The following is a 21,453-nucleotide window of genomic DNA, read 5'->3' as shown; positions in this document are numbered from 1 at the left end:
GCCCGCCCGCTCGGATGGATGAACGCCGGGCGTCGAGCCGGCGACCGTCGGCGGTCAGCGCCTCACTCGACGGTCACGGACTTCGCCAGGTTGCGCGGCTTGTCGATGTCGTGGCCCAGGTGCAGGGCGGCGTGGTAGGCAAGCAGCTGCAGCGGGATCGTGAGCAGGATCGGGTCGAGCTCGCGCTCGTTGCGGGGTACGACGATGCGCTGGACGTCCGCGTGCTCGGCGAGCTCACCGAGGTCGACGTCCTCGTGCGTGACCACGACCAGCGGTCCGCGCCGGGCCGCGATCTCGTGCAGCGCGCCGACGTTGCGGTCGGTCAGCTCGTCGGACGGGACGATGGCGACCGTCGGCACATCCTCGGAGATCAGCGCGAGCGGCCCGTGCTTGAGCTCGGAGGTCTGGTAGGCCTCGGCGTGGCGGTAGGAGATCTCCTTGAACTTCTGGGCGCCCTCCCGGGCCACCGGGAACCCTCGCACCCGGCCGACGAAGAAGAGGCTCTCGGCCTCCGCGAGCCGCTCCGCCAGCCCGGCGAGCCCGTCCTCCTGGGCGAGCACCTCCTCGATCTGGGCCGGGAGGCGGTTCAGCCCCGCGATCAGGCGGCGTCCGTCGGCGATCGAGAGGTCGCGGACGCGCCCCAGCTGGAGCGCGAGCAGCGCGAAGCCGACGAACATGTTCGTGAGCGCCTTGGTGGAGGCGACCGCGACCTCCGGACCCGCGTGCAGGTAGATGCCGCCGTCGCACTCGCGCGCGATCGCGCTGCCGACGACGTTGACCAGGCCGACCACGCGGCCGCCCTTGCGCCGGATCTCCTGGACCGCGAGCAGCGTGTCGATGGTCTCGCCGGACTGGCTCACCGCGACGTAGAGGGTGTCGGGCTCGATGATCGGGTTGCGGTAGCGGAACTCGCTGGCCGCCTCCGCGTCCGCGGGGATCCGAGCGAGCTCCTCGACCAGGCCTGCCCCCATCTGGCCGACGTAGTAAGCCGATCCGCAGCCGAGGATCTTCACGCGCCGGATCGCGCGGTTCTCCCGGGCGTCCATGTTCAACCCACCGAGGTGGGCGGTCCCGAACCGCTCGTCGAGCCGCCCGCGCAGCGCCGCCTCGGCCGCCGCGGGCTGCTCGTGCATCTCCTTGCTCATGAACGAGTCGTGCTCGCCGGCGTCGTACGACGTGGGGTCGACGTCCAGCTTGATCGCGCTCTTCGCGGTGGAGGTGAGGTCCAGGCGGTAGGTCGTGAAGCCGGTCGCGGTGACGCTGGCGATCTCGCCGTCGTCGAGGTGGGCGACCGTCGTCGTGTGGCGGACGATCGCGGCCAGGTCCGAGGCCACGAACATCTCCCGCTCCCCGACGCCCACGATCAGCGGGCTGCCGTTGCGAGCGGCGACGATGCGGTCGGGGAAGTCGACGTGCATGACCGCGATGCCGTAGGTGCCCTCGATCAGTGCCAGCGACTCGCTGACCTTGCCCTCCAGGGTCTCGGCCTCCGAGAGCGCCACCAGGTGGGCCAGCACCTCCGAGTCGGTCTCGCTGACCAGGTCCACGCCCTCGTCGGCCAGGCGGTGCCTCAGCGCGGCCGCGTTGTCGATGATGCCGTTGTGCACGATCGCGACGCGTCCCTTGGCGTCGGTGTGCGGGTGGGCGTTGACGTCGTTGGCGGCGCCGTGGGTGGCCCAGCGGGTGTGCCCGACGCCGACCTTGCCGGCGAAGCGCTTGGGCAGTCGGTCGGCGAGGTCACGCACCCGGCCGGCCTGCTTGGCGACCTTGAGCCCGGTCCCCCCGAGCACGGCCACGCCGGCCGAGTCGTAGCCCCGGTGCTCGAGCCGGGTCAGACCCTCCACCAGGATCGGCGCAGCCTGCTGGGCCCCGACGTACCCCACGATTCCGCACATCCCGATCGGTCCTCTCAGGTCATCCGTACACGATGCGGCGCAGCTGCCGCTCGGTCAGCGCGGGCGCCGCGACCACCCGCCCCGCGACCTCGGCCGCGAGGCACGCGAAGATCTGGTCGTTGCGAGCGCCGTACGTCCGCAGCTCGGCGTGGCGGCGGCGGACGTACTCCTCCACCGACTCGGCATGGAAGGCGAGCACGTCCTGGACCACTCGGGCCGCCTCGCTCGGCGACAACCCGGTGCTGGCTGCGATCCGGGCGACGAGCTCGGGGTCCGGAGGCCCCGACTGCGCTGACACACCTCGATCCTGCTCCGGGACGCGATCGAAGCGCAACTATCTGCCCGATATCGGGCAGATAGGCGCAATCCCGGAGATCGAGGGTTCTGGCGTCAGGTCCGCATCGGAGGTCCGGGTGGAGCGTCCGGCCTCCGCCGCGCCGCCCGAGAGGGGTCCGAGTGGAGGGCGTCGAGCGAATTTTGCCGAAATAGTGACACCCGGGTGGGTGTGGGCTAATCTAGATGAACAGAAGGTGAACGAAAGGCATCCGATGAACGACTCCACGACGACCAGCAACCTGGTGCAGACCTGGGTGCCCGTGACCGACGCCCACGGGCGGACCCACCTCGAGGCCCACTGGACGACGCCGACCCAGGCCGGCGCCCCCGCCCACCTCGAGCACCACACCCCGCACGCAGCCTGACCGCTGCTCAGACATTCCCGGCAACCCGCCCGACGACCTGCTCGACAGGGTCGGGCGGGTTGTTGCGTTCGCTGGGAATTCTCCCGCTAGAGGGAATGAATCGGACTCCGGTCCGGTTATGGTGGTCAAAGGTTCAACGACCCGACGACCATCACCAGGAGCCACCATGTCCTTCCTCAGCCGCAAGTCCGACGAGACCTTCGACGCCCCCACCGCCGCCGTCGAGGACATCTCCGGCGACTACACGATCGACCCGACGCACACCCGCCTCGGCTTCAGCACCCGGCACGCGATGGTCACGACCGTCCGCGGCCAGTTCACCGGCTTCGCCGGCACCGCCCACGTCGACACCGCCAACCCGGCCGCGTCGAAGGTGGAGCTGACCATCCAGACCGCCAGCATCGACACCGGTGTCGCCGACCGCGACGCCCACCTGCGCTCCGCCGACTTCTTCGACGCCGAGACCAACAAGGAGATCACCTTCTCCTCGACCAACGTCGAGCGCGACGGCGACGACTGGGTCGTCACCGGTGACCTCAGCATCAAGGGCGAGACCAAGCCCGTCACGATCACCTTCGAGCCCACCGGTTCGGCCCGCGACCCGTTCGGCAACCTGCGCATCGGCTTCGAGGGTGGCACCACCATCAACCGCAAGGACTGGGGCCTGACCTGGAACGCCGCCCTCGAGACCGGCGGCGTGCTCGTCTCCGAGAAGATCAAGCTCGAGTTCGACGTCTCCGCGATCCGCAACGCCTGAGCCCACCACTGGTCTCGACCAGTACCGCTCCGCGAGACGGGGCCGCCGGAAAATCGGCGGCCCCGTCTCGCGTCTCCTGCTTCGATGACCCCCGTGCCCGAACCACTCACCCTTCCCGACGGCCTCTCCCAGCGGCCGCTGCTGATCTCCGACTCCGCCGCCGTGACCGAGGTGATGGCCGCCCAGGAGGCCCACGACACGGGCACTGTCTCGATCGAGGAGGCCGACATCCTCGGCGACTGGGGCCGCCCGTCGTACGACGTCTCCGCCAACACCGTCGGCGTCCTCGACGGCGACCGTCTCGTGGCGTACGCCGAGATGATGGGCGCCGACCGCGGCGACGCCGCCGTCCACCCGGACCACCGAGGCCGCGGCATCGGCACCGCCCTGGCCGGCTGGATGCAGGCCAAGGCCCGCGAGGCCGGCTCGCCCGTGATCGGCATGCCGGTGCCGCAGGGATCCCCCGGCGACCGGCTGCTCGAGGCGCTCGGCTACCACGTCCGCTGGCAGAGCTGGGTGCTCAAGCTGCCCGCCGACGCCCAGATCCCGCCGCGTGACCTGCCGGCCGGCTACACGATCCGCGAGGCGACGCCGGCCGACCACGAGGCCTGCTGGACCGTCGTCGAGGACGCCTTCCTCGAGTGGTCCGAGCGCGAACGGACGCCGCTGGACGACTGGCTGGCGACCGTCGTCGGGCGCCCCGGCTTCGAGCCCTGGAACCTGCGCGTGGTCACCGACCCCGAGGGCGCCGTGGTCGGGGTGACCCAGGTCTTCGTCGCCAGCGACAAGGAGGGCTACATCAACAAGGTCGCCACCCGACGCGACCAGCGCGGCCGGGGGATCGCCCAGGCGATGCTGGTCGATGCGTTCGCGGCGGCCCGCGCCCACGGGGCGACCTCCTCGGGCCTCGCGACCGACTCGCGCACCGGCGCGCTCGGCCTCTACGAGAAGGTCGGCATGACGGTGGCCTCGACCTGGGTGAACCGCGCGATCCATGTCTAGTCGGGACTGGAACGAACCTGCGTAACCCACCCCAGGATCGCGAGCGCGTCTAGGGTCGGCGGATGCGTGTCCTGATCGCGATCGCGACTCTTCTGGCTGGTTCCCTCGTCGGCCTGAGCGGAGCCGCACCCGCCTCCGCCTCCGATCTCGTAGCGTGCCCGCCGCCGACCATCCATGGCATGGTCGTCACCGCGCTCAACGTGAACGGCATCGGGTGCGCGGAGGCCGAAGGACTCGCGATCCACTCCCTGCGGCACGGCCCGCCGGATGGTTGGACCTGCGTCCGACGGACCCATCTCCACGACGTCGGGGGAGGCCTCTTCCGCCTGAACTTCACCTGGCACTGCTGGACGACCGACGACACGTCGTACCACCTCCACTACCACCACCACCCGAGGTGACGAGAACAGGTTCCAGCCGTCTGGTTGGCTGAGCCCATGCCACGCACGCCGAGGACCCGGTTCGCCACCCGCTACGACTTCCGGGCCCCCGGAGCCGACCCGGCCGCCCGGCAGGAGATCTTCGCGCGGGCCGTCGAGCAGGCGGCGTACGTCGACCGCCACGGCCAGGACGCGCTGATGGTCTCCGAGCACCACGCCGCGGACGACGGCTACCTGCCCAGCCCGCTGCTGGTCGCCTCGGCGTTCGCCGCGGTCACCACCCGGATCTCGATCACGGTCTCGGCGCTGCTGGTCAACCTCTACGAGCCGGTCCGTCTCGCCGAGGACATCGCCGTGCTCGACCACCTCAGCAAGGGCCGGGTCAGCTACACCTTCGGCCTGGGCTACCGGCCGGTCGAGTACGCGCTCTACGACCGCTCGTGGGAGACCCGTGGCCGTGACGTCGAGGAGCGGATCGGCCGGGTGCTGGAGGCCTGGTCGTCCGGCGAGGTCACGCCCGCGCCCTACTCGCAGCCGCACCCGTTCCTCTTCTACGGCGGCGGCTCGCCGGCCGCCGCCCGCCGGGCCGCGCGACTGGGGCTCAACTTCCAGCCCCAGCACGGCGACCCGGTGCTGAAGGAGATCTACGACGCCACCTGTCGGGCCGCGGGGCGCGAGCCCGGGTTCGTGCTGCGGGCGCCGGAGGGCGGGCCGGCGAACGTCTTCTGCGCCGAGCGGCCCGAGGAGTTCTGGGAGCGCTACGGCCACCACCTGCTCGCGGACGCCGTGGCCTACCAGGAGTGGCACGGCGAGGCGGGGTCGTACGTCGTGGACCACTCGCGCACGGTGGAGGAGATGCGGGCGGCCGGGGTGTACGTCGTGCTCACCGCCGACGAGCTCATCGAGCGCTGCCGCTCCGGCGACATCGCGCTCGTCACCAGCCACCCCGCCTGCGGCGGGCTGCCGGCCGAGCCGTCCTGGGAGAGCCTGCGGCTCGTGTGCGAGACGGTGCTGCCGGCGGTCAGGAGCTGACGGTCGTCACGACCGTCGTCACCGAGGGCCGCGGCGGGGTGGAGGAGAACCCGAACCGCGGCGGCGGGCTGACCGGCACGAGGCGGCCGAGGTCGGACCCGTCGAAGGCCCCGGCGATCGCGGCGATCGCGTGGTGGTCGGTCGCGCCGTACCACTCACGGCGTCCGTTGCCCGCCGAGCCGCGGGTGCGGACGCCGCGCAGGGCGATGCGTGCGACCGGGTCGGTCACCGCGCACCACGCCGGGCTCTCGGCGATCCGGCGCGGCACCAGCCGCAGCACGTGACCGAGTCCGGTCCGGCCGCCGACCTCGAGCCGGAGCGTGAGGGACGCGGACTCGACGTCCCAGCCGTCGACGGCGATCCGCTCCACCCGCACCTCGTCGAAGACGTACGTCGTGGCCACGAAGTCGGCGACCTCGGCGGTCGGCGCCACCAGCACGCGGTGACCGCCGGCCGTCTCGACCATGGCGTCGGCGAACGCGCCGTACGGCGACTCGTCCCAACGCCCCACCACCACGCGGACGCCACTGGTGGTGCCGACGCCGGCGATCGCACCGCGGAACCGCTGGCGACTCACCGGATCGGCGCGCCCGAGATCGACCGCGCGATGACCAAGCGCTGGATCTCCGAGGTGCCCTCGAAGATCGTGTAGATCTTGGCGTCGCGCGCCCAACGCTCGACGGGGTACTCGCGGGTGAAGCCGTTGCCGCCGAGGATCTGCATCGCCTGACCGGTGACGCGTACGGCAGTCTCGCCGGCGAACAGCTTGGACATCGACCCCTCGGCCTGCTCGAAGCGCTTGCCCTGTCGGCCCATCCAGGCGGCGCGCCACACCAGCAGCCGCGACGCCTCGATCGAGGTCGCCATGTCGGCGAGGGTGAAGGCGATCGCCTGGTTCTCGATGATCGGCTTGCCGAACTGCTCGCGGGTCTTCGCGTAGTCGAGCGCCACCTCGTACGCCGCCCGGGCGATGCCGATGGCCTGGGCGCCGACCGCGGGGCGGGTCCGCTCGAAGGTCGCCATCGAGGCGTTGCCACCGGCCCGCGTCCCCTCGCGGGCTCGGGCGAGGCGGGCGTCGAGCTTGTCCTTGCCGCCCAGGAGACAGCGGCCGGGCACCCGGACCTGGTCGAGCACCACCTCGGCGGTGTGCGAGGCGCGGATGCCGTGCTTGTGGAACTTCTGCCCCTGGCTGAGCCCCTCGGTGCCCGGCGGCACGACGAAGCTGGCCTGCCCGCGCGTGCGCAGCTCGGGGTCGACGACCGCGGTCACCACGTGGACGTCGGCGATGCCGCCGTTGGTGGCCCAGGTCTTGGTGCCGTTGAGCACCCACTCGTCGCTGGCCTCGTCGTACGTCGCGCGGGTGCGCATCGCCCCGACGTCGGAGCCGGCGTCGGGCTCGGAGGAGCAGAACGCGCCGAGCTTGAGGTCACCCGGCGCGCCGTACATCGCCGGCACCCACTCGGCGACCTGCTCGTCGGTGCCGTTGGCCCGGACTCCCGCGGCGGCGAGCGAGGTGCCCACGATCGAGAGCCCGATGCCCGCATCGCCCCAGAAGAGCTCCTCCATCGTGATCGGGAACCCGAGGCCGGTCTCGTCGAGCGCCTGGGCGACGATGAAGTCGACGGAGTACAGCCCGGCCTTCGCGGCCTCCTCGACCACGGGCCAGGGGAACTCCTCGCGCTCGTCCCACTCCGCCGCCGCGGGGCGCACCACGTCGGCGGCGAAGTCGTGGACCCAGGCGCGCAGGTCGAGGTGGTCCTGGTCGAGCTCGAACGACGGCGTCACGCGCCGACCCTACGCGTGGGCCCGCTCGTGCGGCTCCAGCTCGGCCTCGACCCCGGGGTCGCCTGCGTCCGCGTGGTAGTCCTGCGGCCGGGTCTGGTCGACCCCCTCGGCGAGGCCCATCGCTCGGAACACCACGGTGAGGACCGCAGCGACCAGCACGTTGGCCACGAAGGCGATCAGCGCGATGTAGACCTTGGTCTCCGTGCCCGGAAAGGCCACCAGCGGCCCGCCGAAGTGCTGCTGCTGGGGCGAGGCGACGCCGTACGCGAGCCAGGTGCCCCAGGCCATGCCGACCGCCCACCCCGCGAACAGGCCCCACCGGTGGAACCACCGGGTGTAGAGGCCGATCACGATCGCCGGCAGCGTCTGCAGGATCCACACACCCCCGAGCAGCTGCAGGTTGATCGCGAAGTCCTTCGACAGGGCGAGCACGAACACCAGCGCCCCGAACTTCACGAACAGGGACGCGATCTTGCTCTGCCTGGCCTCCTGGGCGTGCGTGGCGTCACGGTTGATGAAGGCCCGGTAGATGTTGCGGGTCCACAGGTTGGCGGCGGCGATCGACATGATCGCCGCGGGCACCAGCGCGCCGATCACGATCGCGGCGAACGCGACGCCGGCGAACCACGGGCTGAACTCGTTCTCGAACAGCTGTGGCACCGACTGCTGGGGGTTGTCGACCTTGACCCCGGCGGCGATCGCGACGAAGCCGAGCAGCGCCAGGAGCCCGAGCAGGAAGGAGTACGCCGGCAGCAGGGCCGCGTTGCGGCGGATCACCGAGCGGCTGCGGGTGGAGAGCACCCCGGTGACGGAGTGCGGGTACATGAACAGCGCCAGCGCGGAGCCGAGGGCCAGGGAGGCGTAGGCCCACTCGACGCCGGCCGGCCGATCGGACTTCGGGGGCGCCGTACCTGTCACGTTGGACTGCGCGAACGAGTCCTTCGCGGCGGTGAAGATGTGGTCCCACCCGCCGAGCTGGCTGGGCAGGTAGAGCACCGCGACGATGATCACCACGTAGATCAACGAGTCCTTGACGAACGCGATCAGCGCGGGCGCCCGCAGGCCGCTGGAGTAGGTGTAGGCGGCGAGCACCACGAACGCGACCAGCAGGGGGAAGTCCTTGACCAGCCAGTTGTCGCTGTCCGTGCCGATCCCCATCACCTGCAGCACCACCTGCATGCCGACCAGCTGGAGCGCGATGTAGGGCATGGTCGCGAGGATCCCGGTCAGCGCGACGGCCAGCGCCAACGGCCGGCTGTCGTAGCGACCCTGGACGAAGTCGGCCGGGGTCACGTAGCCGTGCCGGTGGCTCACCGACCAGAGGCGGGGCAGGAACACGAAGATCAGCGGGTAGACCACGATCGTGTACGGCACCGCGAAGAACCCGACCGCGCTCCCGGCGTACAGGGTCGCGGGCACCGCGATGAACGTGTAGGCGGTGTAGATGTCGCCGCCGATCAGGAACCAGGCGATGAACGTGCCGAAGCCCCGCCCGCCCAGGCCCCACTCGTCGAGGCTGTCCAGGCTCTGTGCTCGGTGCCAGCGCGCCGCCGCGAAGCCGAGCACCGTGACGACCAGGAACAGGAACACGAACACGCCGAAGACGACGCCGTTGACGTTCTCGATCATCGGCCGGTCACCGCTGCCCGTGCTCGCGGTGCGCGCCGGTTCCGTCCGGCTCCGGCGGCAGCCCGTGTGCCACCCGTCCGGCCCGGTCGGCGGCGGTCGCCACGACGTACGCCGGCACCGTGAGGGCCACCGAGACCACGATCAGCAGGAACTGGAACCAGTAGTAGAACGGGAACCCGAGGAACGCCGGCTCCTCGCGGTTGTAGAGCGGCACGCACAGCGGCAGCACGACCGCAGGCGCGAGCAGCAGAGCGACCAGGATCCAACGGCGTCGCGACGCCATGGCACACCTCCCGAGATGGATGAACAGCCGTGACGGCGCTCACGTACCCACTTCGGTGGCTGCGGACGCACGTGATCGAGCCCGCCCCGCACGCGGCGGGACGGGCTCGGTCTCGGAGGTGGAGCTCAGTCCGGGGTCACGCTCGTCGGCTCAGCTGGAGGGAGAGATCTGCTTGCCCGTGCGGGACCGCACGCAGAACACGTTGTAGAGGACGTGGCCGCCGCCGCCCTGGTCCCAGAAGCTGAACGCGCGGGTCTTGGGCCGCGGGTCCATGCCGAGGAACCAGACGTGCTGCCAGTCGTAGATCCAGAACGCACCCACCATCGCCTTGTAGTCCTGGTAGGCGCTGCCGTTCGCGCCGTCGTCGCACGAGAGCCGCTTCTCCTGGATGCCGTTGGACCAGGTGTGGTCGTCGAAGCCGGAGTACGGGTCGACGTTCGGCCGCCACTTCATCATCAGCTCGTGCCGGTGCCCGGTGGCCGCGAGGACCCGGTTGCTCAGGCAGCGGAAGGCGACGTTGATGTCGGTGTTGTCGGTGTCGACGACGAACGCCCACTGCCAGCCCCCGAAGTCGGGCGTCGGGTAGCTGCCGATCAGCCGACCGCGCTCGTTGTGGACGAAGTCGAAGCCCGGAGCGACGGCGGAGTACCCGGGCGCGCACTGCGCGGCGTGAGCGAAGCCGGCCTGGTAGGTCCCGTGCAGCATGCCGGGGTGCGAGAACCCGATCGGGTCGGTCAGGTCGATGCCGTGCTTGTGCGCGGCGTTCGCCTCGGTCTGCTTGCGGATGCACGTCACGAAGAGCTTCACCTGAGCGTTGCCGTCGGCGTAGTTCTCGTAGCGGAAGTACCACTGGCTCTTGCTGCTCGAGTACGACGCGTGGAACACCACGTCGCGCTCGTCGCCGAACGTGTCGGGCGGGTTGGCCTGGTCGACGTGGTCGACGCGCCACATCCCGTCGAGGGCGTAGTCCCCGTCGTTGCACGAGAGGTAGGTCTCGCCGGCGTTGTCGGGGAACTCACCACTGAGGTCGACGTGCGCCTCGACCTTGTACATGTAGACCTCGTGCGGGCGCGGGCCGACCGCGGCAGAGGCCGGGTTCGCGAGCGCGCCGACGATGGCCATCGGGCCGAGCAGCGCGGCCGCGGCCGCACCGATGGCGAGACTGCGGATCCGGGACTGAGCCGTCATGACGACGATCTCCTTGCGTTGACAGGTAATGAGGCATGGGCGTCACCGAGAACGCCCTTCCGGCCCCCCCAGCCCGGTGTTCCGCAAGGTTAGGTGTGGCTCAACGCACTGCGAAGCTGGTCTATGACGGTGGTCTACGACACTGGTCTACCGCTCTCATCTGGACCACTGTCGGGCGCTCGCGGCCCTCCGGCGCCGGCCCATGACGAAGAAGACGACCAATGCTCCGGCCAGGATCAGCGGCAGGTGGGTGAGGACCGTGAGCACCAGCAGCACGGCGAGGATCACCAGCAACGGCGACGGGAGACGACGGTGGAACGGCGCCATCCCGGTGCTCCAGTACGTCGCCGGGCGGGTCCCGCGCGGTCGCACCGGCGAGGCCGGCGCGGGCCAGCCCGGCAGGTCGCGGAACACCGGGCGCAGGTCGGCCCGGGTGCGAGCCGCCCAGATCCGGTCGAGGCGCTCGGCGTGCTCCTCGGAGCTCAGCCGGCCCTGGGCGTAGTGCTCACCCAGGGCCGTTGCCGCCTGCTCCCGGTCGGTGTCGCCGATGCGGAGCTGGTCGTCGTTCACGACTCCTCCTCGATGTCCGGGTCCGTCTCCGGGTCCGTCTCCGGGTCGCCGTCCGCCAGCACGCCGTAGAGCCGGCGGCGGGTGTCGACGAGGATCTCGATCGCGGCCCGGCGCTGGTGGTCGCTCCCGTTGGTCACGATCTGCCAGACCGCGCCCATGACCTGGCCGATCTCGGGCTTGAGGTCGGCATAGCCGACCTGGTCCTCGCGGTCCTCCGGCTCGGTCTCCTCGAACGGCGCCCACACGGCGGCCAGCTCGTCCGCGTGCTCGGCGACGTAGGCCTCACCCTCGTCGGTGAGCCGCAGGCTCCGCCGGCCACCGTTGTCGCCGGTCGCGACCAGGCCCTCGTCCTCGAGCTGCTGGATCGTGGGGTAGACCGAGCCGGGGCTGGGGCGCCAGGCGCCCTTGCTGCGCTCGGCGATCTGCTGGATCACCTGGTAGCCGTTGACGGGGTCGCCGTTCCACTGCGCGGTCCGGACGACGTCCAGGATCGCGGTGCGGACGTCCCCGCGGCGGACCCGCGGGCCCCGCTGACGCTCACCCTGGGCGAGGCCGAACAGACCGGCCACCCACGGCGGCGGTCCCGGGTGCCCCGGCCGGCCGAAGCCGCCCGGCCCGCCGCCTGGTCCACCCCAGGGGCCGCCCCACGGTCCCCCGCGGCGGCCACCGTGCTGGTGCCACTCCTGATCCACCTGGCCGGCCCACTGCCGGCTGAATCCCCTGCGTCCCATGTCGGGACTCCTCTCAGATCGAGATATCGCGCTCGGCGTACTGTCGCCGACACTTCACGATATATCGCGAGCGTACGCCCGTCGCGGTGACCGGGCAAGACGATTCCTCGGGCGGCTCACCGCGCCAGCCAGGCGGCGTAGGCGTCGAAGGTGTAGGGGCGGCCGAGGAAGTCGGCGACCAGGTCGGCGGCGTCCCGGGAGCCGCCGGCGGCCAGCACCCGGTCGCGGTAGCGCCGGGCGACGCCCGCCTCGAAGAGATCGTCCGCGTCGAACGCCGAGAACAGGTCCTTGGCGATCACCAGCGACCACATGTAGGTGTAGTAGGCCGAGGAGTAGCCGTTCAGGTGTCCGAAGCTGGCGAACATGTGGGTGCCGTCGATGTAGGCGAACGGCGAGTAGCGCGCCTGCAGGTCGCGCATCGCGGCGGTCAGGTCCGCGGGCCGCGAGGTGTGGAACCAGTAGGACATCGCGGCATAGAACATCTGCGTGCGCGCCTGGTAGCCCTTGCCGAAGTCGTCGGCCGCCCGCATCCGCTCGACGAGGTCGGCCGGGATCGGCGCACCCGAGGCGTCGATCGCGAACCCACCCAGGACCTCCGCGTCCCATGCCCACTCCTCCAGCATCTGGCTGGGCGCCTCGACGAAGTCCCACTCGGTCGCCACGCCGGAGAACCGGGTCCAGTCGCCGTGCCCGGCCAGCACGTGGTGCACGAGATGGCCGAACTCGTGGAACAGCGTGACCACGTGGTCGTGCTCCATCAGCCCCCGGGAGAAGTTGCACACGAGCACGCCTTCCGGCACCTGGCGCCCGGCCAGGCCGTCGACCAGCGTGAACTGGGCGGCGTGCTTGTACTTGCCCTCCCGCGGGTGCAGGTCGAGGTAGATGCGGCCCAGCAGGTCGTCGGTCTCGGCGTCGTGGACGTCGTACGCCGTGACCTCCTCGTGCCAGACGGTCGCGTCGGGCACCGGCTCGTAGCGCAGCCCGAACAGCCGGCCGGTCACGTCGAGCAGGCCCTGCCGCACCCGGGCGAAGTCGAAGTAGGTCCGCACGCGCTGGGAGTCGACGTCGTGACGCTCCTGGCGGACCAGCTCCTCGTAGTACAGCGCGTCCGCGGAGTCGATGCCGCTGGCGCCGGGCACGTCGCGGCGGTAGCGCTCGAGCAGGAGGTCGAGGTCGCGGCGCATCGGCTCCTCGGCGGCCGCCGCGATCCGATCGATGAACGCCGGGATGGCCGGGCCCTCCCCGATCATCTTCACGGCCGCGTCGTACGACGCCCAGTCGGCGTAGCCGACCAGCGTCGCGAGCTCGTGGCGCAACGCGAACATCTCGCGCAGCAGCGGCTCGTTCTGCGGCCACCCGCGCTCCAGGAAGGCGACGGTCACCTCGCGCCGCAGCGCCGGGTCGTGGGCGAACATCCGCACCGGCACCGAGTCGGGGTAGTCGGTCGTGACCGTGACCAACCCGTCGTCGTCCGCTGGATGGGCCTCGACCCAGTCCTGGGGGAGCCCCTCGAGCCGCTCGGGCGGCACCCGCACCGTGCGCACGTCGTCGCGGATCGTGCGGCCGAACTCCTGCCCGATCTCGGTGAGACGGGCGTTGATCTCGGTGAGGCGCGCGCGGGTCGCGTCGTCGAGGTCGACGCCGGCGCGCCGGAAGTCCTCGAGCGTCTTGTCCAGGAGCCGGGCGGCGTCCGGGTGCAGCCCGGTCGGGTCGGCGGCGGCGAACACCTCGTAGAGGCCGCGATCCTGGCGCAGCTCGGTGGCCAGGCGGTCGACCTCGGCCTCGGCCGCCTCGCACGCCGTACGCACCTCCTCCAGCGGGTGCACGTTCGCGAGCAGCGACGAGATCGCCGCCACGCCGGACAGCTCACGGGTCACCTCGTCCCAGGCGCGGAGCACGGCGAGCGTGTCACCCGGAGGGTCGTCGCGCAGCCGGCGGGTGCGCTCGCGGGCGGCGGACAGGCCGTCACGGGCGCGGGTCACCACCCACTCCTGGGCGTCGGCGGCAGCGGGCAGGACGAGGGGTCCGGACGTCATGCCGCCAAGACTAGGGAGGCCCGTCGTGAGCGGCCGTGGGCGTAGAGCAGGTAGCCCGCGGCGAGTGCGACCGTCGCCAGCGCGAGCAACCGGGCCGTGAACACCGGTCCACCAGCCGGGTCGAGGGCTGCGTAGACACGGAGGTCGCCGTCGACGTACCAGACCAGGTACGCCGCGAGCGGCGCCAGCCAGCTCAGCGGGTGCCACCACCGCACCTCGGCCTGGTTGGTGCCGACCAGGAGGAAGTCGACCAGGACCAGCGCGGGCGTCACCATGTGCTCGAGCACCGACCACGGCGCGGTGAGGTTGCCGTTGGCCATCGGGAGGTAGGCCACGCACACCAGGGCCATCGCGGTCGCCAGCGCTCCGCGCAGCCACGGCGAGCGAGGCTCCGCGAACGCGAGTCCCAAGAAGCCCACGGCGACGGCCAGGTTGGTGAGCTGGCTGAGCGCGGTCCACCACACGTCGTACTGCCGGGCGGCGAGCGCGACCCCGGCCGCGGCACACCCGGCGACGCTCAGTCGCCAGGCCGCGACCGCGAGCTTGTCCACCTCACGATCGTGTCACGTTCACCGTCCGTTCACCTGGGGAACGGACCGGATCGGCCCGCGATCAGCCGGGGGCGAGGCTGCCACGGCGCCGGGCCAGGTAGGCGCGCTCGGCGGGGTTCTCGGTGGCCGCGATCGCCGCGTCGTACGCCGCCCGCGCCTCGCTGCTGCGACCCAGCCGGCGCAACAGGTCGGCGCGGGTCGCGTGCCAGGCGTGGTAGCCGGTGAGCGGCAGCCGGTCGACCTGCGCCAGTGCCACCTCGGCCCCATCCAGCTCCGCGATCGCGACCGCCCGGTTGAGCGCGACGACCGGGCTCGGCACGAGCGCGTAGAGCTGGTCGTAGAGCGCCGCGATCTGCCCCCAGTCGGTGTCGGCAGCGGTCGGCGCGTCGGTGTGCACCGCGTTGACCGCCGCGAGCAGCTGGTACTGGCCCGGCCGCTCCCCGGTGAGCTCGGCACGGGCGAGGCAGGCCCGCACCAGCCGGTGCCCCTCGGCGATCAGCTGCCGGTCCCAGCCGCCGCGGTCCTGCTCGTGGAGCGGGACCAGCTCGCCGCCGGCGACCCGCGTCGTACGCCGCGACTCGGTCAGCAGCATCAGCGCCAGCAGGCCCACCACCTCCGGCTCCTCGGGCAGCAGCGTCCGCAGGATCCGGGCGAGCCGGATGGCCTCGGCGGTGAGGTCCTCGCGGATCGGGGCGTCACCGGAGCTGGACAGGTAGCCCTCGTTGAACACCAGGTAGACCACGGCCAGGACGGCCGAGAGCCGGACCTTGAGGTCCTCGGCGTCGGGGACCCGGTAGGGGATGTGGGCGCCCTTGATCTTCTTCTTCGCGCGGGTGATCCGCTGGGCCATGGTGGTCTCGGGGACCAGGAACGCCTGGGCGATCTCGGGGACCGTGAGGCCGCCGAGCAGTCGCAGGGTCAGTGCCACCCGTGCCTCGGGGGCGAGCGCGGGGTGGCAGCAGGTGAAGATCAGCCGCAGCCGGTCGTCCTCGACGGGACCGGTGGGCTCATGGGGGGTGTCGTCCTCCAACATCAGGGCCGCCTGGTGCTTGGCGTCGCGGTGCGACTCGCGGCGGATCCGGTCGATGGCGCGGTTGCCCGCCGTGGTGGTGAGCCAGCCTCCGGGGTTGGGCGGTACGCCGTCCCGGGGCCACTTCTCCATCGCGACGAGCAGCGCCTCGCCGGCCGCCTCCTCGGCGATGTCGATGTCGCCGAACCGGCGTACGAGCGAGGCGACCACCCGGCCGTACTCCTCGCGGTAGATCCGCTCGATGGCCGCGTGCGCGTCGCTCACGCGCCGGGCTCCTCCTGGAAGGGGCGCACCTCGACCCGGTTGGCGCACGCCTTCGACCCCTCGGCGGCCCACCTCAGCGCCGCGTCGAGGTCCGGCGCCTCGATGATCCAGAAGCCGCCGAGGTACTCCTTGGACTCAGCGAACGGCCCGTCGGTGACGATGCTCTCCGCGCCGGTGTTGTCGACGGTGGTGGTCGCCTCGTGAGTCTGGAGCCCGCCCGCGAACACCCAGGCGCCGTCGTTCTGCAGCTTCTGGTTGAACGCGTCGACCGCGGCGAACACGGTCTGCATCTCGTCGGGGCTCATCGCGTCCATCGCGGCCATGTCCGCCTCGTTGTGGATCACGGACAGCAGGTACTGGGACATCTCGGTTCCTCCTGGGGATGGGGCCTCGGTGGCCCGGTCACTGTGTCCACGAACGCGAGGGCCGCGATACGACACCCTTGCGCAAGCCGGTCCTCCCTGCCTATCGGGTTGCGCCCTCGACCTGGGCTCTTCGGGCCCTGCGAGGACCGTGAGCCCGTACCCTGAACGGGTGCTCCCTCGGTCCTTCCTGCTGCGCGCCGCCACGGTGCTGACCGCTTTCGCACTCGGTAGCACTGCACTGGGTGGCACCGCACTGGGTGGCGCCGCGCTCGGCGTACCCACCGGCGCAGACCCGGGGGCACGCCACGCATCGGTCGCGAAGAAGGCGGCGGACCCGCGCAAGACCCGCGGCCTGTTCGTCGACCCGAAGATGCCGGCGTACCAGCAGGGCGGGACGTACCGCGACAACATCGGCAGCAAGGCCCAGGCGTTCTGGGTGATCCCCGAGGCCTACGACACCGCCCACGTGCGCAGCAAGATCCTCGAGTACACCGGCGACGCCGCGGCCGCGCGCAAGACCCCGGTGCTGAGCATCTACGGCATCCCCGGTCGCGACTGCGGCCAGTACTCCTCCGGCAACCCGCTCACGACCGCCGCGCAGTACCGCGGCTGGATCCGGCAGATCGCGAGTGGCCTGCGTGGCACCAAGGCCCTGCTCGTCCTGGAGCCGGACGCCCTGCCGCTCTTCAGCAGCCCGGTGGCGACCTGCCCGACCAAGCCCGCGGGCTGGCAGGGCATGCTCCGGTTCGCGAGCCGGGTGCTGACCAACGCGGGCGCCTGGGTCTACCTCGACGCCGGCCACTCGAACTGGACGCCGTACGACCAGCGGCCGGCGGTCCTCAAGTCGGCAGGCATCGGGTTCGCCCGCGGCTTCAGCACCAACGTCTCGAACTTCCGCCCGACCGCCGACGAGAAGGCGTACGCGGCGAAGATGCTCGCCGGCCTGCGCAAGCTCGGCATCACCGGCAAGCACTACGTCGTCGACACCTCGCGCAACGGAGCGACCCCGAGCAGCGACGGCAACGACGTCATCAACCCCACCTGGGCCCGGCTGGGCAAGCCGCCCCGGCTCGTCTTCGACGGCGCGTTCGACGGGACGCTCTGGGTCAAGCACCCCGGCGAGTCCGACGGCACCGTCAACGGCGGCCCGCCGTCGGGCCAGTGGTGCGACTTCCTCGCCGACCGGCTGCTCGGCCGGCCCGACTCACCCAGCTGCGGCTGACGCTCTGGGGCCCTCAGCGGTCCTCGGCGAGGGTGTGGGCGACGACCGCATTGGCGTGGCCGTGGCCCAGGCCCTGCTCCTTGAGCAGCGCCACCAGGTCCATGTGCTTGGCGGTCGTGCCGTAGCCGGGAGCGGCGCGGACGGCCTGCTTCCAGTGGGCGATCGGCTGTCCGTACGTCTTCTCGATCGACGGGAAGTACGACGCTGGTCCCTTGGCGCTCTCGCTCATCGCTCGATCCTCTCGTTCAGCCGCACCGCGACCGTGTCGCCCGCCGCCTTGCCGGACTCCACACGCAGCGCGCTCTTCACCGGCAGCTTGTGGCGGCCGTCGCCCAGCGCCATGAACGAGCTCTCGAACGGCACCCCGTCAACGGTGCCCCGGACCTTGACCAGGCCCCGGGTCCCGAAGAAGGCGTCCGACTCGGGCCACACCACGTAGGTCCAGCCGCCCTTGGCGTCGCTGCGCTGCAGCACGGCGTCGAAGCGCACGTCGATCTCGGTCATGCCAGATCCGACCCGGCGCGCGGGAAGAACTCATCGGCCGTCTAGGTTCGGCAACCGTGCGCACGTACCGAGACCGACTGGGTGAGCTGGTCGCCGACACCCGGCCGCTGCGCAACGAGCACTTCCGGCGGCTGTGGCTGGCCAACATCATCACGGTGATCGGCGCCCAGCTGACGGTCGTCGCGGTGCCGGCTCAGATCTACCGGGACACCGGCTCCTCGGCGTACGTCGGGCTCACGGGGCTGTTCGGCCTGGTACCGCTGGTGGTGTTCGGGCTGTGGGGTGGCGCGCTCGCCGACGTCTTCGACCGGCGCACGTTGCTGCTGATCACGACCACCGGCCTGATCGGCACCAGCGCCCTCTTCTGGCTGCAGGCGGCGCTCGGCAACACCGACGTGTGGCTGCTGCTCGGGCTGTTCTCGGTGCAGCAGGCGTTCTTCGCGGTCAACCAGCCCACGCGCAGCGCGGTGCTGCCCAAGCTGCTGCCTCCCGAGCTGCTGCCGGCAGCCAACTCGCTGTCGATGACCGTGTTCCAGGCCGGGGCGATCGCCGGACCGCTGGTGGCGGGGGTGCTGATCCCGGTGCTGGGGTTCCGCTGGCTCTACCTGATCGACACGTTCACGCTGTTCGCGACGCTCAGCGCGGTGGCTCGACTGCCCCGGCTGCCGGTCGACACGGGAGTCACCACGACGCCCGGGCTGCGCTCGGTGGTGGAGGGCTTCACCTACCTGCGCGGCCACCCGGTGCTGCTGATGTCGTTCGTGGTCGACCTGATCGCGATGGTGTTCGGGATGCCCCGGGCGCTCTTCCCCGAGATCGCCCACGTCTCGTTCGACGGTCCGGACTCGGGCGGCCTGGTGTTCGCCGCGCTGTTCGCCGCGATCCCCGCCGGCGCCGTCGTCGGCGGGGTGTTCTCGGGCTGGGTCTCGCGGATCGATCGGCAGGGGTACGCCGTGGTCGTGTGCATCCTGGTCTGGGGTGCGGCGATGGCCGGCTTCGGGCTCTCGGTCGCCTTCGCGGACCAGTGGCACCGCCCGATGCTGGTCACGGCCCTGCTGATGCTGGTCATCGGCGGCGCCGCCGACATGGCCTCGGCGGCGTTCCGCACCAGCATGCTGCAGACCGCGGCGGCCGACGCCGTGCGCGGGCGGTTGCAGGGCGTGTTCATCGTCGTGGTCGCGGGCGGTCCCCGGATCGCGGACGTCGCGCACGGAGCCAGCGCGGCCGCCGTAGGTACGGCTGCCGCCGCCGCGGGTGGTGGTGTGCTGGTGATCGTCGGCACCGTCGTCGCGGCGATCGCGGTGCCGTCGTTCGTGCGCTACCGGCTCAGTCGCCTAGGGCGCTGCTGAACAAGACGGGCGCACGCGAGCGGCGACCGGTGCGTGCGGTGGCCAGGCGGCCGAGGAAGGGCGTGGCGGGTCACTTCGACCGAGGCGAACGCCGCCAACGCTCCACCGGTCGTCGCGCAGCCGCGCGGATTGTTCAGCAGGGTCCTAGCGGGCGAGGAGCAGCCCGCGGAGGTAGGCCGCCTGGCCGACGTGCTGGGCATCGTCGTCGACGATGCTCACCAGCCGCACCCCCCGGGTGACCGGCGGATCCCAGTGGGTGTCGACCACGTCGTCGAGGTCCTCCGCGGTGAGGCCGCGGAGGTAGGCGACGGTCGCCTCGTGGGTCGCACGCAGGTAGTCGGCGAGCAGGCCGGCGTCCGCCCGGACCTTGCCCACCTGCTCGCTGGAGTGGCCGTAGCCGTGGTCCGCCGGATCGATGGGCAGCCCGAACCGGTCCACCCAGCCCTGGCTGAACCAGATCTGCTCGGTGCCGGCGAGGTGGGCGATCTGCGCGTCCTGCACGCGCGCGGCGTGCCAGATCAGCCACGCGATGGAGTTGGTGTCCGGCGCCGGCCGGTGGGCCAGCTGGTCGCGATCGAGACCGTCGACCGCGGCGACGCCGTTCTCGACGATCCGCTCGAAGAAGTCGATGAAGACATCCGATGTGTTCATGGGGCTGACGTTACGACCAAGCGCCGACGGGTACCCGCGAACCATGACGCGCTTCGGCTACACCCTGATGACCGAGCAGAGCGGACCCCGCGAGCTGGTGCGGTACGCCGCGGCGGCCGAGGACCTCGGATTCGACTTCGAGGTGATGAGCGACCACTACTCGCCGTGGCTCACCGAGCAGGGGCACGCGCCGTACGCCTGGGCCACCCTCGGCGCGGTCGCCCAGGCGACCTCGCGGGTCGGGCTGATGACCTACGTGACCTGCCCGACCATGCGCTACCACCCCGCCGTCGTCGCGCAGAAGGCAGCGACCGTGCAGATCCTCTCCGAGGGCCGGTTCACGCTCGGCCTGGGCAGCGGGGAGAACCTCAACGAGCACGTCGTCGGCGACGGGTGGCCGGCGATCCAGAGCCGGCAGGCGATGCTGCGCGAGGCGGTCGAGATCATCCGCGAGCTGCGCACCGGCGAGCTCGTGGACTACCGCGGCGACTACTTCGAGGTCGACTCCGCTCGGCTGTGGGACGTGCCCGACGAGGGCATCGAGCTCGCGCTCGCGGTCGCCGGCGACCGGGCGATCGAGAACTTCGCACCCCTGGGCGAGCACCTGATCGGCGTCGAGCCCGACTCCTCGCTGGTCGAGGGCTGGAACGCCGTCGAGGGCGCGCCGCGGATCGGCTCGAAGGCGCGGGCGATCGGGCAGATCCCGATCTGCTGGGACCCCTCCGAGGAGGCGGCCGTGGCGCGGGCGCACGAGCAGTTCCGCTGGTTCGGCGGCGGGTGGAGCGTGAACGCCGACCTGCCGACACCGGCGGGCTTCGCCGGTGCGACCCAGTTCGTCCGGCCCGAGGACGTCGCGGAGTCCATCCCGTGCGGCCCGGACCTCGACAAGGTCGTCGAGGCGGTCAGTGCCTACTGGAAGGCCGGGTTCACCGACATCGCCCTCGTGCAGATCGGCGACGAGGGCCAGGAGCGGTTCCTCGCCGAGGCCGCGGGTCCGCTGCTGGAGAAGCTGCGCGACGCCGCGCCCTGACGCGGGTAGCGTCGCGGCCATGGGCGTTGACGAGCCGGGGCTGCCGACGCTGTTCTCGTGGGCGGGCGGCCACGACGCGGTGCGCCGGATGATCGACGCGTTCTACGACCGGGTCGAGGGCGACGAGCTGCTCACCGGGTTCTTCCCCGGTGGCGTCAGCGAGCAGCACCGCTCCCACGTGACCGACTGGTGGGCGGAGGTGCTCGGCGGGCCGGCGACCTACACCGAGCAGCACGGCGGCTACGAGCGGATGCTCGCCCACCACCGCGGGCTCGCGATCACCGCCGAGCAGCGACACCGGTTCGCCGCCACGATGAGCCTCGCGGCCGACGAGGTGGGCCTCCCGGCGGACCCGGAGTTCCGGGCGGCTCTCATCGGCTATCTCGAGTGGGGCACGCGGCTGGCGGTGGAGAACTCCCAGCCCGGCGCCACGCCCGTCGCGCACGCGCCGGTGCCGCGCTGGGGCTGGGGCGTGGCCCCGCCGTACCAGCCCTGAGT

The 21,453-nt window shown here is 71.6% G+C and carries 25 protein-coding genes; 9 read left to right on the top strand and 16 right to left on the bottom strand.

Going from position 1 to position 21,453, the window contains the following annotated elements; all coding sequences use genetic code 11:
- Window positions 1–62: 62 nt before the first annotated feature.
- Complete coding sequence (glmS, locus tag AC3ANS_RS23890) at window positions 63–1,895, bottom strand: glutamine--fructose-6-phosphate transaminase (isomerizing) (RefSeq protein WP_488294058.1); 1,833 nt, start codon at window positions 1,893–1,895, stop codon at window positions 63–65.
- 19 nt (window positions 1,896–1,914) lie between these two features.
- Window positions 1,915–2,193: a hypothetical protein gene (locus AC3ANS_RS23885; RefSeq protein WP_488294057.1), complete on the bottom strand. Its 279-nt coding sequence runs from the start codon at window positions 2,191–2,193 to the stop codon at window positions 1,915–1,917.
- 250 nt (window positions 2,194–2,443) lie between these two features.
- Between AC3ANS_RS23885 and AC3ANS_RS23880 the strand changes: the two genes are divergently transcribed.
- The 5 genes from AC3ANS_RS23880 to AC3ANS_RS23860 all read left to right on the top strand — a co-directional run bounded on the left by AC3ANS_RS23880 (window position 2,444) and on the right by AC3ANS_RS23860 (window position 5,767).
- Window positions 2,444–2,596, top strand: coding sequence for a hypothetical protein (locus AC3ANS_RS23880; protein WP_488294056.1), 153 nt, complete (start codon window positions 2,444–2,446; stop codon window positions 2,594–2,596).
- Between the two features lie 166 nt (window positions 2,597–2,762).
- Complete coding sequence (locus AC3ANS_RS23875; protein WP_488294055.1) at window positions 2,763–3,353, top strand: YceI family protein; 591 nt, start codon at window positions 2,763–2,765, stop codon at window positions 3,351–3,353.
- A 93-nt stretch (window positions 3,354–3,446) separates the two neighbouring features.
- On the top strand, window positions 3,447–4,355 hold the full coding sequence (locus AC3ANS_RS23870; RefSeq protein WP_488294054.1) for a GNAT family N-acetyltransferase: 909 nt from the start codon (window positions 3,447–3,449) through the stop codon (window positions 4,353–4,355).
- 179 nt (window positions 4,356–4,534) lie between these two features.
- Window positions 4,535–4,756 (top strand): hypothetical protein, encoded by a 222-nt coding sequence (locus AC3ANS_RS23865; RefSeq protein ID WP_488294053.1) that lies wholly within the window; start codon window positions 4,535–4,537, stop codon window positions 4,754–4,756.
- A gap of 36 nt (window positions 4,757–4,792) precedes the next feature.
- Window positions 4,793–5,767 (top strand): LLM class flavin-dependent oxidoreductase, encoded by a 975-nt coding sequence (locus tag AC3ANS_RS23860; protein WP_488294052.1) that lies wholly within the window; start codon window positions 4,793–4,795, stop codon window positions 5,765–5,767.
- Here the strand turns inward: AC3ANS_RS23860 and AC3ANS_RS23855 are convergent.
- From AC3ANS_RS23855 to AC3ANS_RS23805, 11 genes are all read right to left on the bottom strand, one after another.
- Complete coding sequence (locus AC3ANS_RS23855) at window positions 5,757–6,344, bottom strand: hypothetical protein (protein ID WP_488294051.1); 588 nt, start codon at window positions 6,342–6,344, stop codon at window positions 5,757–5,759. The genes AC3ANS_RS23860 and AC3ANS_RS23855 overlap by 11 nt on opposite strands.
- The gene (locus AC3ANS_RS23850) at window positions 6,341–7,552 is read right to left on the bottom strand and encodes an acyl-CoA dehydrogenase family protein (protein WP_488294050.1); all 1,212 of its coding nucleotides are present in this window, start codon (window positions 7,550–7,552) and stop codon (window positions 6,341–6,343) included. The genes AC3ANS_RS23855 and AC3ANS_RS23850 overlap by 4 nt, the downstream gene beginning before the upstream one ends.
- A 9-nt stretch (window positions 7,553–7,561) precedes the next feature.
- Complete coding sequence (gene mctP / locus AC3ANS_RS23845) at window positions 7,562–9,181, bottom strand: monocarboxylate uptake permease MctP (protein WP_488294049.1); 1,620 nt, start codon at window positions 9,179–9,181, stop codon at window positions 7,562–7,564.
- A 7-nt stretch (window positions 9,182–9,188) separates the two neighbouring features.
- A complete protein-coding gene (locus AC3ANS_RS23840; RefSeq protein WP_488294048.1) occupies window positions 9,189–9,464 on the bottom strand; it encodes a DUF3311 domain-containing protein in 276 nt (91 codons plus the stop codon).
- Between the two features lie 150 nt (window positions 9,465–9,614).
- Entirely contained in the window at window positions 9,615–10,652 is a 1,038-nt protein-coding gene (locus AC3ANS_RS23835; RefSeq protein ID WP_488294047.1) for a hypothetical protein, read from the bottom strand.
- Window positions 10,653–10,808: 156 nt separating this feature from the next.
- The gene (locus tag AC3ANS_RS23830; RefSeq protein WP_488294046.1) at window positions 10,809–11,222 is read right to left on the bottom strand and encodes a DUF1707 SHOCT-like domain-containing protein; all 414 of its coding nucleotides are present in this window, start codon (window positions 11,220–11,222) and stop codon (window positions 10,809–10,811) included.
- Window positions 11,219–11,953 carry a PadR family transcriptional regulator gene (locus AC3ANS_RS23825; protein WP_488294045.1) on the bottom strand — a complete coding sequence of 245 codons (735 nt, stop codon included), beginning with the start codon at window positions 11,951–11,953 and terminating at the stop codon, window positions 11,219–11,221. The genes AC3ANS_RS23830 and AC3ANS_RS23825 overlap by 4 nt, the downstream gene beginning before the upstream one ends.
- Window positions 11,954–12,069: 116 nt before the next feature.
- On the bottom strand, window positions 12,070–13,989 hold the full coding sequence (locus AC3ANS_RS23820) for a M3 family metallopeptidase (RefSeq protein WP_488294044.1): 1,920 nt from the start codon (window positions 13,987–13,989) through the stop codon (window positions 12,070–12,072).
- The gene (locus AC3ANS_RS23815; RefSeq protein ID WP_488294043.1) at window positions 13,986–14,540 is read right to left on the bottom strand and encodes a hypothetical protein; all 555 of its coding nucleotides are present in this window, start codon (window positions 14,538–14,540) and stop codon (window positions 13,986–13,988) included. The genes AC3ANS_RS23820 and AC3ANS_RS23815 overlap by 4 nt, the downstream gene beginning before the upstream one ends.
- Before the next feature lie 61 nt (window positions 14,541–14,601).
- Window positions 14,602–15,834 (bottom strand): RNA polymerase sigma factor, encoded by a 1,233-nt coding sequence (locus AC3ANS_RS23810; RefSeq protein ID WP_488294042.1) that lies wholly within the window; start codon window positions 15,832–15,834, stop codon window positions 14,602–14,604.
- Complete coding sequence (locus AC3ANS_RS23805) at window positions 15,831–16,199, bottom strand: YciI family protein (protein WP_488294041.1); 369 nt, start codon at window positions 16,197–16,199, stop codon at window positions 15,831–15,833. The genes AC3ANS_RS23810 and AC3ANS_RS23805 overlap by 4 nt, the downstream gene beginning before the upstream one ends.
- A gap of 169 nt (window positions 16,200–16,368) precedes the next feature.
- Between AC3ANS_RS23805 and AC3ANS_RS23800 the strand changes: the two genes are divergently transcribed.
- Window positions 16,369–17,421: a glycoside hydrolase family 6 protein gene (locus AC3ANS_RS23800; RefSeq protein WP_488294040.1), complete on the top strand. Its 1,053-nt coding sequence runs from the start codon at window positions 16,369–16,371 to the stop codon at window positions 17,419–17,421.
- A 13-nt stretch (window positions 17,422–17,434) separates the two neighbouring features.
- Here the strand turns inward: AC3ANS_RS23800 and AC3ANS_RS23795 are convergent, their stop codons facing one another.
- Window positions 17,435–17,650 carry a DUF4287 domain-containing protein gene (locus AC3ANS_RS23795; protein WP_488294039.1) on the bottom strand — a complete coding sequence of 72 codons (216 nt, stop codon included), beginning with the start codon at window positions 17,648–17,650 and terminating at the stop codon, window positions 17,435–17,437.
- A complete protein-coding gene (locus AC3ANS_RS23790; protein WP_488294038.1) occupies window positions 17,647–17,925 on the bottom strand; it encodes a DUF1905 domain-containing protein in 279 nt (92 codons plus the stop codon). Before AC3ANS_RS23790 ends, AC3ANS_RS23795 begins: the two co-directional genes overlap by 4 nt.
- A 77-nt stretch (window positions 17,926–18,002) precedes the next feature.
- Here AC3ANS_RS23790 and AC3ANS_RS23785 point away from each other — a divergent pair, with 77 nt between their 5' ends.
- A complete protein-coding gene (locus AC3ANS_RS23785) occupies window positions 18,003–19,274 on the top strand; it encodes an MFS transporter (protein ID WP_488296559.1) in 1,272 nt (423 codons plus the stop codon).
- 144 nt (window positions 19,275–19,418) lie between these two features.
- Here AC3ANS_RS23785 and AC3ANS_RS23780 read toward each other — a convergent pair whose 3' ends face one another.
- Window positions 19,419–19,925 carry a mycothiol transferase gene (locus AC3ANS_RS23780; protein WP_488294037.1) on the bottom strand — a complete coding sequence of 169 codons (507 nt, stop codon included), beginning with the start codon at window positions 19,923–19,925 and terminating at the stop codon, window positions 19,419–19,421.
- Between the two features lie 43 nt (window positions 19,926–19,968).
- Here AC3ANS_RS23780 and AC3ANS_RS23775 point away from each other — a divergent pair, with 43 nt between their 5' ends.
- Window positions 19,969–20,955 carry an LLM class F420-dependent oxidoreductase gene (locus tag AC3ANS_RS23775; RefSeq protein WP_488294036.1) on the top strand — a complete coding sequence of 329 codons (987 nt, stop codon included), beginning with the start codon at window positions 19,969–19,971 and terminating at the stop codon, window positions 20,953–20,955.
- Between the two features lie 19 nt (window positions 20,956–20,974).
- Window positions 20,975–21,451 carry a group II truncated hemoglobin gene (locus AC3ANS_RS23770; RefSeq protein ID WP_488294035.1) on the top strand — a complete coding sequence of 159 codons (477 nt, stop codon included), beginning with the start codon at window positions 20,975–20,977 and terminating at the stop codon, window positions 21,449–21,451.
- The last annotated feature ends 2 nt before the right edge of the window (window positions 21,452–21,453 follow it).

This window comes from Nocardia sp. 149-1B (assembly GCF_057747975.1).
This window is presented reverse-complemented; position numbering and strand designations above follow the sequence as displayed.